The 12,157-nt window shown below is 40.8% G+C and carries 16 protein-coding genes; 10 read left to right on the top strand and 6 right to left on the bottom strand.

Going from position 1 to position 12,157, the window contains the following annotated elements; genetic code table 11:
* Positions 1–31: 31 nt before the first annotated feature.
* Positions 32–1,276, bottom strand: a complete 1,245-nt coding sequence (locus tag NSQ91_RS17535) for an MDR family MFS transporter (RefSeq protein WP_076304119.1) — start codon at positions 1,274–1,276, stop codon at positions 32–34.
* 143 nt (positions 1,277–1,419) lie between these two features.
* On the opposite strand from NSQ91_RS17535, the gene NSQ91_RS17530 reads away from it, so the two are divergent.
* From NSQ91_RS17530 to NSQ91_RS17520, 3 genes are all read left to right on the top strand, one after another.
* Positions 1,420–3,192 carry an ABC transporter substrate-binding protein gene (locus tag NSQ91_RS17530; protein WP_340919099.1) on the top strand — a complete coding sequence of 591 codons (1,773 nt, stop codon included), beginning with the start codon at positions 1,420–1,422 and terminating at the stop codon, positions 3,190–3,192.
* A gap of 255 nt (positions 3,193–3,447) precedes the next feature.
* Positions 3,448–4,371 (top strand): ketopantoate reductase family protein, encoded by a 924-nt coding sequence (locus NSQ91_RS17525; RefSeq protein WP_076304121.1) that lies wholly within the window; start codon positions 3,448–3,450, stop codon positions 4,369–4,371.
* A 34-nt stretch (positions 4,372–4,405) separates the two neighbouring features.
* Positions 4,406–4,819, top strand: coding sequence for a VOC family protein (locus NSQ91_RS17520; RefSeq protein ID WP_076304122.1), 414 nt, complete (start codon positions 4,406–4,408; stop codon positions 4,817–4,819).
* A gap of 128 nt (positions 4,820–4,947) precedes the next feature.
* Here the strand turns inward: NSQ91_RS17520 and NSQ91_RS17515 are convergent, their stop codons facing one another.
* Entirely contained in the window at positions 4,948–5,508 is a 561-nt protein-coding gene (locus NSQ91_RS17515; protein WP_076304123.1) for a TetR/AcrR family transcriptional regulator, read from the bottom strand.
* Between the two features lie 153 nt (positions 5,509–5,661).
* Between NSQ91_RS17515 and NSQ91_RS17510 the strand changes: the two genes are divergently transcribed.
* On the top strand, positions 5,662–6,342 hold the full coding sequence (locus NSQ91_RS17510; RefSeq protein ID WP_076304124.1) for an SDR family NAD(P)-dependent oxidoreductase: 681 nt from the start codon (positions 5,662–5,664) through the stop codon (positions 6,340–6,342).
* A 112-nt stretch (positions 6,343–6,454) separates the two neighbouring features.
* On the opposite strand, the gene NSQ91_RS17505 is transcribed toward NSQ91_RS17510, so the two are convergent.
* Positions 6,455–6,847, bottom strand: a complete 393-nt coding sequence (locus NSQ91_RS17505) for a hypothetical protein (protein WP_076184390.1) — start codon at positions 6,845–6,847, stop codon at positions 6,455–6,457.
* A gap of 186 nt (positions 6,848–7,033) precedes the next feature.
* On the opposite strand from NSQ91_RS17505, the gene NSQ91_RS17500 reads away from it, so the two are divergent.
* A complete protein-coding gene (locus tag NSQ91_RS17500; RefSeq protein ID WP_081387774.1) occupies positions 7,034–7,906 on the top strand; it encodes a GNAT family N-acetyltransferase in 873 nt (290 codons plus the stop codon).
* Between the two features lie 121 nt (positions 7,907–8,027).
* Here NSQ91_RS17500 and NSQ91_RS17495 read toward each other — a convergent pair whose 3' ends face one another.
* Positions 8,028–8,195, bottom strand: coding sequence for a hypothetical protein (locus NSQ91_RS17495; protein WP_169744777.1), 168 nt, complete (start codon positions 8,193–8,195; stop codon positions 8,028–8,030).
* A gap of 220 nt (positions 8,196–8,415) precedes the next feature.
* Complete coding sequence (locus NSQ91_RS17490) at positions 8,416–8,874, bottom strand: Hsp20/alpha crystallin family protein (protein ID WP_076126722.1); 459 nt, start codon at positions 8,872–8,874, stop codon at positions 8,416–8,418.
* A gap of 114 nt (positions 8,875–8,988) precedes the next feature.
* On the opposite strand from NSQ91_RS17490, the gene NSQ91_RS17485 reads away from it, so the two are divergent.
* From NSQ91_RS17485 to NSQ91_RS17465, 5 genes are read left to right on the top strand one after another with little or no spacing between them, the layout of a single operon-like run.
* Positions 8,989–9,213, top strand: coding sequence for a spore germination protein (locus NSQ91_RS17485; RefSeq protein ID WP_036687577.1), 225 nt, complete (start codon positions 8,989–8,991; stop codon positions 9,211–9,213).
* A 13-nt stretch (positions 9,214–9,226) separates the two neighbouring features.
* Positions 9,227–9,454 carry a spore germination protein GerPB gene (locus tag NSQ91_RS17480; RefSeq protein ID WP_076184389.1) on the top strand — a complete coding sequence of 76 codons (228 nt, stop codon included), beginning with the start codon at positions 9,227–9,229 and terminating at the stop codon, positions 9,452–9,454.
* 42 nt (positions 9,455–9,496) lie between these two features.
* On the top strand, positions 9,497–10,111 hold the full coding sequence (gene gerPC, locus NSQ91_RS17475) for a spore germination protein GerPC (RefSeq protein ID WP_076126719.1): 615 nt from the start codon (positions 9,497–9,499) through the stop codon (positions 10,109–10,111).
* Entirely contained in the window at positions 10,089–10,265 is a 177-nt protein-coding gene (locus NSQ91_RS17470) for a spore gernimation protein GerPD (RefSeq protein ID WP_111504304.1), read from the top strand. The genes gerPC and NSQ91_RS17470 overlap by 23 nt, the downstream gene beginning before the upstream one ends.
* A gap of 3 nt (positions 10,266–10,268) precedes the next feature.
* On the top strand, positions 10,269–10,652 hold the full coding sequence (locus NSQ91_RS17465; RefSeq protein ID WP_076304125.1) for a hypothetical protein: 384 nt from the start codon (positions 10,269–10,271) through the stop codon (positions 10,650–10,652).
* Positions 10,653–10,658: 6 nt separating this feature from the next.
* Here NSQ91_RS17465 and NSQ91_RS17460 read toward each other — a convergent pair whose 3' ends face one another.
* Positions 10,659–11,972, bottom strand: coding sequence for an outer membrane protein assembly factor BamB family protein (locus NSQ91_RS17460; protein WP_076304126.1), 1,314 nt, complete (start codon positions 11,970–11,972; stop codon positions 10,659–10,661).
* Positions 11,973–12,157: the final 185 nt, after the last annotated feature.

Raw genomic sequence — 12,157 nt, 5'->3', positions numbered from 1 at the left:
ATCCAGTAAATGACGTATTTAATTGGATAAGTTATCCTTTTATTGCTCTAGTTTCAACACCAAGTGTTAATTTCTCTCTGGCAACAAGTCTTTTGTGCGCTACGAGAAGAAAAGGAAGACCAAAAGCTGTTGTTAAAGCCAAGGGTACGAAGATCGCAAGGCCATTCTGAGCGCCATAATGGTCTAACAACACACCCCCGAAGATAGGTGCCATAACACTCCCTAAATTATTAAAGCCAATCGTACCAAAGTACGTTCCTTTCATTTCAGCTTTGGCAATCCGATCGATCAACATATCCATCATCGTAAAGAGTAAGACTTCCCCTATAGTGAACAGAACTACACTGATCATTAATAGAGCCACACCACCAGCAAGCCCCACTAAGAGAAGACTAAGTGCAACGCAGATATTCCCAAGGATTAAAGGGACAATCGGCGGGAATTTACTTGCCGTTCGTACAATGGGGTACTGCACTACTAACACTGTTATAGCATTCAGTGACAACATATAGGAGAATAATTGCCCACCATTGGTGAAATGCGTATTCATCGCTAAATATTGAGCCATTGTTGAGCCGAAGTGACCGTATCCTAATACACAAAAGATGGTACCCAGGAGTACAGGTAGGAACACACGATCTTTACCGGTGATTGTCAAAGCTTCGAGTAAACGTGGTGCTTGAGCTTGTGTACGGGCGGGCATGCTTGAACGATGTGCCTTAAATTGCATGAATAATACAATTCCATATGCAACATATACGATTCCTGCGATTAGAAAAGGAAAAGTTGATTCCGCAGAGCCAAGCTGTAGCCCAATGATTGGACCAAATACTACACCAAGATTAATTGCTGCATATCTAAGATTAAAGACAAGCAGCTTACTCTCGGGTGGTGTAATATCGGACAAAAGTGCCCGTGAAGTAGGCTCGAATACAGATCGACATAAGCCGTTCAAGGTGTTCACCAGGAAAAATACCCATAGATGTTGAGCCACTGAGAATCCGAAGAAGACGGCTGCCCAGCCAAATACCGAGATTAACATGACGATTTTACGACCAACAATATCAGAAATATAACCGCCATAAAAACTGGCCAATACGCCTGCCAGCGAGCTAACCGCGACCGTAATCCCTGTTTGTGTCGGGGAAGCTCCGAGAACTTGGGTTAGATAGATGGATAAGAACGGGATGCTCATCGAGGTCACCAGACGTCCGAACATGGTGCCGATGATAATTGTCCAGGCTAGTGGGTGAATGTGCCTTAGATGCTGATTCATAATGATTACGATCTCCTAGTCTTATTGCTCTAATATTGTTGCTGCATATTCCTTGTTGATTTATGTATAATTATAATGATAAAAGGGGGAAGGAAAAGTGTAAGAATTACATTGACCATTTCACCTTTAAAGGAGTGAACCATTTGGACCAGATAAGTAATCATTTTTTATGTTTAGCAGCAGGCGTTACTAGTTCGTTCAAAGTGAATGAACCTGTTCCTGTGACGATAGATTTATTGGCTTCGATCCTGATTTGCACTCCACGTAATGTTAAATTCGTGCTGCGGAAACTGGAAGAGCAGGAATATATTCAATGGCAGCCGGGGAGAGGCAGGGGGCATATCTCTCAACTTACTTTTTTAAAAAGTATTGATGAGGTATTCGAGGATAGCTTTCAGGAGTTAGTCAGTAAAGGGAAGATAAAAGAAGCTATCGAATTGATGAGCAGCGATCAGGTGACCGGACCCTTAAAGGAACGATTATTAACGATGTTAAATAAACAGATGGGTTTCCGTAGTGAAGCAGAGTCAACCTCAGGGCTGGACGTCCTGCGGATTACCCGTAACCGGCATATGGAAGTGCTGGACCCTGCTTATGTATACACCGCTTTTGAATCCTATTTGCTGGGTCAAATCTATAGCACACTAGTTACTTATGACGCAACGACCGATACCTTTCTTCCTGGTTTGGCCCATATGTGGGAAGCTAATGAGGGCCATACAAGTTATATTTTTTACCTCCGCAAGGGGGTACGCTTTCATCACGGAAGAATCATGACCTCGAGAGATGTAAAAGAGACGCTGCAACGGCTTATCGACTTGAACAGCCCAGCGGTTAGCCTTTATAAGGATATCGAACGAGTAGAGGTTGAAGGAGATCATCGAATCCGGTTTGTGTTGTCACGTCCAAATCTCTTTTTTCTGCATCTGTTCAGTTGTATTCACATGTCCATTCTTCCTTATGATATAGACATCACTAGTGAAGTAAGCGGTACAGGTCCCTACCGTTTATTGGATCTGAATGAGGATGTTTTGGTGCTCGCAGCTTTTGATTTTTATTTTGGAATTCGGCCGCTCCTGGATCGTGTTGAGATTTGGTATTTGCCAAAAGAGGCTTCTAATGAACGCCAATACCAGCTGCCAGATCCTGAACATGGGGAACTTTTACCTGATATCATCAGCAATCACAGTATAGATTACCCAGCCTTAGGCTGCAGATATATTCTGTTTAATTTTCATAGAGAGGGAATTCATCAGCAGCTATGGTTTCGCCAAGTGATCCGTATCCTTTACAGTCGAACGGCTTTAATAAAAGAATTGGGTGGCAATCGTATCACTCCAGCAGATAGCTTTTTGCCATGGGAGAGCAGTAAGAGAGAGCTTCTAGATCCAACTTTGGAACATGCCCGAGCGCTTTTAGCGGAAAACGGGTATCAGGGAGAAGTCATTACTTTAGCAACTAAGGATAAAAAAGAAGAACGAGAAGAAGCGTTATGGCTCCAAACACGCGCTGCCTCCGTAGGTTTGCAAATTGAGTTATATTTTTTCAATGAATTTAAGGCAGATTATATACAGACAACAGCCGAGATCCAGCTTGCTGAAGAGGTTTTAGAAGATGATTGGCAATGGGGAATGATTAACTACTTTAATAATAAATCTAATTATTTATTTTCTTTGCTTAGAGAGGACCAGATTTCATTGTTTTCGAAGGTATTAGGTCCTTTCACAGAATCTCCAAAGGATGAACGGGTGAAACTGCTGAATCAAGCGGAGGGAATTCTACGAGACAATTATTGGGTGCTGCATGGCTGTCATATGAATAAAAAAGCTCAGCTAAATCAAAGCCTGTTTGGTCTGCACACCGGTTCCTTCGGGTTTCTGGACATCTCTAAGTTATGGATTAAAACTAGGCTTTAAGGTTTTCTTTTGTTATACTTTCCAGGGAGGCTGTATCGATAGAATCGAATGGCGCTCTAGATGGATCAGATTTATGAATAGTAATTTATTTGTAGCCATGGAGGTGAACTCGTTGGATTTTGCTCAGATCCGTATGGACCGAGACAAAAGAACGGTCGATACTTGACTCTTTTTTTGCCATTCGGACCTGTTTAGCGGATAAGCTAAGCGGTCTTTTTATTTGTTAAAAATAAGGTGAAAAAAGGGGAGACTTACATGCGTTTTCTATTCGTGGGTGCAGGAGCTATTGGTGGTTATTTTGGAGGGCGTCTGGTTCAAAAAGGGGAAGATGTAACTTTTCTAGTCCGTTCTACTAAACAAAAGCAGTTAGAAGATGAGGGTCTGGCAATAAAAAGTGTGCATGGTGACTTTCAGACTCCCGTTCGGACGATTACATATGGGGAGAAGGCAGAGCCTTTTGACTGTATTATTATTGCAGTGAAGGCCTATCATTTGCCTCAGGTGATGATGGATCTTACCCCTTTCGTCGGTGAACAGACTATGATTCTCCCGCTCCTTAATGGGTATAAACATTTTGGTATTTTGCAGCAGCATTTTGGAGCAGAAAAGGTACTGGGTGGTCTTTGTTATATCGAGACAACGTTAGGTTCTAATGGAGCTATCATACAAAGTAGTTCTTTTCATAGTATTGTGTTTGGTGAATGGGCGGGTGGGGAGTCAGAACGAACGCAGAAACTTCTCAGTCATTTGGATAAAGCAGGATTCACTGTGATACTAAGCTCTGATATTCAGCACGAAGTGTGGCAGAAATATATATTCGTAGCTAGTTTAAGCGGGATTACAACTTTAATGGATAGCTCGGTTGGACCCATTTTAGCCTCATCTACAGCGCGTACTATTTATGAACAGCTTCTGAATGAGATCGTGAGTATAGCGCAAAGTGCAGGTATGCCTGTTGGAGCAGATATGGTGACTGCCACGATGCAAAAGATGGATTCGGTGCTACCCGAATTTACTTCCTCTATGCATAGGGATATGCTAAAACATCTGCCAGTGGAAGCTGAGCATCTGCATGGTGCACTTTTGGCGATGGCTGTACCTGGTCAAGTTGTGTATCCCATTCTCGAAACCGTATATGCCCGTTTGAAAGTATACGAAAGCGTTAATGATATGAGATGATCTGCATAAAATTACTTTAAGGAGCTGGACGATTATGAAGCAACTGAATCAAAAGATAATGACATTTCTAATGTTCGAAGGAAAAGCTGAAGAAGCTATGAATTTCTATACTTCTTTATTTGATCACTCCGAAATCATCAGTATTAAACGTTATGGAGCAAATGAAGCAGGCCCTGAAGGGAGTGTCATGCAGGCTACTTTTTCATTACATGGACAAGTCTTTATGTGTATAGATAGCTACGTGAAGCATGGATTCAGCTTTACTCCAGCGGTATCCTTATATGTGAATTGTGAAAGTGAAGCCGAAATTGACCGCGTCTATGCAGCATTATCCCAGGGTGGACAGGTGCTCATGCCACTAGGCGAATATCCATTCAGTTCGAAATTTGGCTGGGTAGCGGATCAATTTGGTGTGTCATGGCAATTAAATCTTTCGGGGAATGTGTAATCGATTGATGTGTTGCACGGTCAGATAATATTCTGTATCACAAGGGGCCGAGTTCGTCTGTAAAATGACGTACTCGGCCCCTTAGTGTTCAGGCAGCGGAAAGGTCTGAGGAATCTTCTGATTTTAAATTACGATTGCAGCCCACGTAAGACTAATGATGAAATTCTCTCGGCGACTTCTTGTTGATTTATAGTATTATTCCCTGTTACCCATTGATAGACACCTTCATGGATCATTTGTGCGATGATCGGTACATAAAAGCTTTTCCCGTTATCTGGGTAGATATCTCCTAAAGCGTTAGATAAGTGAACCTTCAGCTCATTTATAATCTTCTCTTTCAATTGAGGGACAACCATCCCTATATAACTGCTGCGGCATTGTATGTTTGGTTGCTGATAGAAATCGAATACCGATAATACGAGTTGAGTGATGCCTTCTTGATCGAATTTAATTTCACCTTCAGTATGTTTTACAATAGCAGCGGATGCCGAATCACCCATAATATAATCCAATAATTCATATTTATCATTAAAGTGCGCATAGAACGTGGCTCGATTAACTTTAGCTCCCTTTGTTATATCGACGATTGTTATTTTCTCAAAATCCTTCAGGGAAACTAACCGTAAAAAGGAGTCAATTAAAGACTGTTTAGTCTGTGTCAGCCGAATATTGTTTACTTTAGTAGCCATTACTTCACTCCTACCCAACAATTTAGCAATTTTGTTGCTATAGCAACATTTGCAGGTTGATTGTTGATTGATACATTAAATTAGTAGCTGTATATTAGCAATTAAAGCAACAGCTGTTACTTTAATATATCATAGAAAAGGAGTTCATCAAAAATGAGAAATATTGTTATCGTGGGTGCAGGGCCTGGGTTAGGATTGTCTCTAGCTAAAAAATTCGGAGTTAATGGATTTAGGGTGGCTGTCATTTCACGCAATCCCGAGAAATTATCAATGATCATTAGTGAACTTAAGAAACTTAATATTGAAGCACAATCTTTTGTAGCGGATGTGACAGATTTAGCAGCTCTAAAACAAGTCTTTCAAGCGATAATAAAAGAGTTTAGTTCAATCGATGTACTAGAGTTCAGTCCGTATGCAGGGTGGGATAAATTCACTCATGTGCTGGAAACTACACCTCAAAGTGTGTTGGAACAAATAAACAGTTACTTGCTACCCGCCGTTCTTTCGGTTAATGAAGTATTACCCAATATGATCCATAGAGGATCAGGAGCCATTCTTTTTACCACTGGTATTTCTGCTATGTTCCCTTTGCCTTTTGTAGGAAATGGCGGCATTGTTATGTCTGGTATACGAAATTATGCTACTGCGTTACACAATGAGTTAATAGATAAAGGAGTATTTGTCGGCCATCTTTCCATAGGGACAATGATACAAGCAGGAACAGCTGGTGATCCTGATGTTATTGCAGAGACTTGGTATAGCTTATATGAAAAGCAAGATAACTTTGAGGAAGTATTCCCTCTAGGATTGGATCCGACCCATCTTCCAAATTAAAAAACTAAATCTTATTTGATTAGCAAGTCGCCTTAATGGCGGCTTTTTATCCTATTAGAAGACATATCTCTCATCAGAGTGAAGCAGAATTGAAGGTCAGATGTGAATGGATTTAATTACATTGCTGAACAACGGTTGTGCGTTCATTAGTAATCGTGACTTTGGAATGACCTGATAAATATTCGGTATAACCGCACACGGTTTGTTCTTTAGACTGTCCGTTAGAGTTGGTATATCGAAGATATATAGCACCTTCACCATTTAAACTCAATTTTGGTTTGAATTTTTTCTTTTGTCCTGCTTTTATTGGACTTGTATACAATTTCTTTGAATCCGCACGAATTAATCCTACTTCGATAGAGCTAATATCAACATCAGATTGATTATCTACGATGACTGAGAAGCTTTTAAACGGACTCAGAAGATTTGATATCGTCCCAACACCAAGAGCAACTCCACAAGTAATCAGAAATATCGTAATCCCTATAAAAAATCGTTTTCTCATCCTTCAGTCCCCCTATATAAGTAAGACAGGGGTTACTTAAAAAATGTTACAACAAGGAGAAGTTAGTTATAAAAATTCATTACCAAATCAAGCGTGGACTTGCATGTTATTATAAATATATTCCATATTAATGATTTGAAAAGGGGTTTTGTATTGACTACTATCCGTCATTTTGAACAAGGTGACATGCCATTACTTGGTGAACTTTATAACACAGTATCTTCAAAGGGGAATGTTGTTTTTTGGTGGGTTGGCACAGAGGAAAATTGGGAAAATGTATATTGCGCTTTCGAGGACGGTAAAATGGTGGCCAAAGGTCAAGTGAGCATCATCAATATTGTTCCGCCCGGCCGTTCCAAGGATAGCAGACATTCGATCTACCTGAACTTAAAAACAATACCAGAACGTGAAGGCGATTATGATTTATTAGAAAAAGTTTATCAGTCACTCTTATTAAGAGCACTCGAATTAAAAGAAACGTTATCAAAGGATTACAAAACCACTCTATGTGTAGGGAACGATTCGGCAGAAGTCTTGAATACTCAATTTTTCGAAAAAGTGAAGGGCTTCTCTCATTATAATAGCTTATTTAAGATGAAACACAATCTAAGTGATGGCTTGTCTGAACCCACTCTGGCTAAGGAACTTGAATTCGCAACCTGGAATATGGAGACGCCTGAAGAAGACGAGCATTATTTGGAATTAGAAGCTGAGATTTGGCCGGAAACTCCGCTAGGGAAAGAACGGTTAGCTGAATTTAAACAAAATCCGCTCTGGACATCACTTGTTGTTCGAGAAGGGGAGAAGGTTGCGGGTAGCTTAATGGTCTGGCAGGAAGAGAAGGGTGGCTACATCGAAAATGTATTTGTACTTGAGCCATGGAGAAGATCCGGAATTGCTAAGTACATGCTTTTTCAAGCATTGAGCTATTTTAGAACCCACGGACTGGAAGAGGCATCTCTGATGGTGCTTACGGAAAATGATTCTGCATTACAGCTATATGAATCTGTCGGTTTCATTCTAACGAATGAGGAAAGACGCTATCGGATTGAACTATAAAAGTTTTTGTAAGTGAAGGATTACCAAGCAAAGTGCGATAGCTTTTTTGTCGAGCTTAGTTTCGAGGTTAAGGTCGCACTTTATTTGGTAACCCGTTCTGTGAATTATCTGCTAAATGCTTTCATGCCTTTTGCTTCCCATCACATTTCTTACATACATTAAGCTTTTCACCTGAAATGCCTTTCCCGAAGTACAACAGCTTAATACGTGTGCTGCCACAGATCGGACATGTTCCTCTAGCCCGGGATGGAATGCGCCAAAGTGCTTTGCCGCGTTTGTTTTTAGACATAATTTGCCCCCACCTTTACTCTTGATACTCCATCTTATGACCAAGAAGAACTTAAAGTTCGAAGAGCGAAAAGAATAGAAAATCGGATGAAAAAGGGGCAAAAAACACCCTCAAAAAACAGCGTATAACTTAAATTATACGCTGTTTTGATTTTAAGACGTTTTTTTAGGGGGAATGGGGCACTTGGACGAGTAAAACAGGTGGATTTTAAAGGGATATTTTATAAATATCGGATGTCGATATCTTTGAATCTTCCCGCTGACATTTTAGGCATTCTGAATTGCAGGGAACCTTGTTTATAAGTGCCTCTGCTCTGATCTGGAATGACGGGAACTGGCAACTGAATAATCTCGCTATGATCTTTTCCTAAACCTGTTAATTTAATTTGTGTGCGATTGATTTGTGCCCATATACTTTCGGGGTGAATTCCGTTCGGAATACGAATTTTGGTAATCAGGTGATTATGAGTGTCGATATGCTCAAAACTTAAACTTGTGGTTTCGTTCATAAATGAAGAGGAGGTCGCTGCAGTTGCTTCACGGATTACTTTTTCGACATACCCGTCAATTTGGTTAGGATCCAACTTCCACTGTTCTTCAAGAGCTTTCAAGGATAACTTTTTCTTAAAAAAGGGATCTTCATTCATCCAATCTAAAGGGTTCGTCTTATTGGGACTCATAGCTCTGCGCCTCCTACGGTTTTTATCCATTGTATGGGCGTTTGACTTATTCAGTGACATCTGGGCGAATATCTACATAGAATAGCTTATCATTCCGAAAGGAGGAGTGGTTTGGTGGTTTCAATCATCGGCAATATTAAAATCAATAGCGTAGGCCCCAGCTCCACAGTCTTAGTAGGAAATACGGCATCCGTTATCCTGAGCAGCAACTCTAAAATTTATGCCGGTGCCAACTCCTTCTCCATAGGTGACTCCATAGGTACGAATATAACGAATAATGCGGCCAGCAGTACAAATACGATGGATTCAGATGTGGTGGATCAAGTATCACCTCCTTAAGGGTGGGGTTTAAATGAACATTACGGTATATCAATGCATATCGATCTATAATCTAAAAATCGGCACTATCTCTAATTCTTCGGTTCTTCAGGTAGGGACATCGGGACGAATCAATACTTTGTCTCATAATTATGAGACCTCTGGAGCTCCATCATCGGCTCCAACGACTCCAGCGGAAAAAATGGCTTCACCCCTTGTATCCTTACCGCCAGCGGCGGAACTATATGCACATCTGAATTAGGCTCTTTGTCCCCGCATACAATAAACCATAGGAGGGGGTTGTATGCATCCGTATTACGCTCAGCAGGTTTTTAATACACTAAGATTGCAAGCGGAGAAGATTCAACAGTTAGAGAAGCAGCTTCGCGATTTGCAAGGCGATGTAGACAGCATAAAGAACAATAAATCTGCAAGTATAGGACCTATCAATTATCATTTTGAACAATTAAAAATCGAAAAGCTGGAAGGCACTTTAAATATAGGCATTACACCGAATGAGGGAAACAATCTGGATGAAGCGATGATCAACGGTAAACCTATAGGGGAGCGGGAGGATGGTACAACTGCCTTATCGGATCAGATTCGCCCACAGATTTTGAAGTATGTGCAAGAAGAGGTTCCCTCGCAATTTTCACGTTTAGAAAAAGAGAAGAATTTAAGCATTGATGAGCAATATATCCAAATGGTGACTCAGGATCTGCTGAATCAAATGGATGGACGGATTAACGAGTATGTAAACCAACTCCCTGCCACAGAAGAAGGGCGTGGATACACTGACGAGGAATGCGCTTCTATTGTAGAGCAAATCAAACGAGATATCGTTATGGCAGTAGAGCGGCATTTGGAAATAAATATAACCGGAAGGCGGGAGACGAATGAAGATAACGGTGATCAATAGAGATATTAGTGTCAATGCAGTGAAAGTCGTTTCGATCTCGGGTTCATCAGTATTTTTAGTAGGGGATACTCAATCCATTCATTGCTCCTCGGCGTTTGACAGCGTAATAGAATATACTCAGAGCGCGCCAGATCAAGTCAAAAAAGGCAGTTAACCTATGCACACCTCACGCATACAAGATGTTTATATCAACAATCTGTCCGACAGTTCTATTTTTATATGTGGATCTGTAAACCGGGTTCAATCTAAATTCCTGGGAAGCAAGGAGAATTATCTTTTTAACATAAAGGAGATTAATAATCACCCGAAAGATACTACACTCATAGACATTCCTATCCCTGTATGGACAAAGCAAGGGAATGAAGCGGATGAATTTGTGATATTAAAGGATTCCGTGGAAACAACAATTAATATACAATATATTAAAATTCTATCGATTGGGTCTGGCACGACCTTCCAGATTGGAAACAGCGGGTCAGTTCATCTGGAGAGTCGAACCAGTGAGTTTAAACGAGAAGTGGCTGCAAAAGATGAGGAGTAACAACAACTATTTTAATTCTTTTGGCAGGGAAATCGCGAATATATCGTCCTCCGTCTGGATGTAGAGAATACCATTCGCACTAAATAGTGTGCCGTATTGTTGTGCTCCGGTCTTTACTTTGCCAAGCGCTTTGCCTGTTTCTGCATTTATGATATAGAAGTAGCCATTCTCATAGCCAGCGTAAATCCCCTTACCCAGAAATTGAACGCTAAGCGCGGGACTGTCCGGACCGTTGAAGCTTATAATGCGATTATCGTTCATTTGAACGCCAGTAATCTGTGCATCCTTTTGGAAAAAAGCCATGTTATTTACTGGACCAGCCACCCAATTTCCGTACTCCTCATAACTTTTGGGTTCACTCGCTGTTTCTTGACCTAAGGTAAAGCGGTATAGTGGATGACCACCCCATTGGTCTAAACCTCCATCGACTGTATATAGATACGAGCCTTGAAGTGATGTAAAATAATTACCGAGTCTACTGACATCTTCGAGCGGTTTGTAGTTCTTTTTGGTCTTCGCTTTTCCAGTTTTAACATCTACATGTATCAAGGTCAACTGATAGCCTTTAAGAGGCTCGTTAGAGGCATCATTTGCAGCATTGGCTTGTTCGCGGAGTAATAATTCACCATCCCGGTAAGCAACAAAGCTATAAAATCCCTGAATTCTCCATAACTTCTTGCCTGTAGCCGGATCGAGACCGAAAAACTGTGTGCGTCTATTATCAACGGTACTGGATACTACCAATACCCCGTTATAAAGACCGTCGATACTTCCTACATACATAGGGATGTCTTTATTCTCCCAGATCTTTTTACCAGTGACCGGATGATAAGCTGCAATTCCACCATGCTCGTTCCGGAAGTACAACACTCCGTTAACTAACTCCGCGAAAGCACCGATCTCAATCGGATCTTTGGCAGCCTTAACCTTCCAAAGCAATTTCCCCGTTTGAGCATTAACTTTTACAAGATAACCCTCATAAGTGATAAAGAAAACCGAGTTATTCGTTATAATCTCAGGATTTGTTCCGTTTTTGTAGGACCATTTAACTTTGCCTGTAGTGAGATCGGCGGCCTTTAGTGTCCCGCCTGATGAATAATAGAATAATCCATTTGCAATAGGAGCCAGTTGGCTATAAATTCCTTGACCATCTGCCTTGTCGTGCCATAAGGGTTGAATTGTGGTGATAGAGTCGACGGTTGTTGAAGAGGAGGCAGAGGTTGTTACTGCTGCTTGAGCACTAGACAAATATATACCAGCTCCAGATACGAGCAAGGAGGAAGATATAACGGTCTTTAGGATAAACGGTACATATTTCACGATTTTAGCTCCTTATACATCATTTATAATATATTGACGCAGAGAATGGATATTTGTTTCTCAATTGTAAAAATACACTTGTTAACATAATAAATATTATGTTAACAATAAAAAGCGAATCAGTTTCGCACAAGAATTCTGTGTGAACCAATTCGCCTAGTAAAAGAATATGTCAACAGTTGATT

It is taken from the genome of Paenibacillus sp. FSL R7-0048, from assembly GCF_038004505.1.
Classification (GTDB): domain Bacteria; phylum Bacillota; class Bacilli; order Paenibacillales; family Paenibacillaceae; genus Paenibacillus_AQ; species Paenibacillus_AQ odorifer.
The sequence above is the reverse complement of the archived record's forward strand: the minus strand, read 5'-3'. Positions and strand labels throughout refer to the sequence as shown.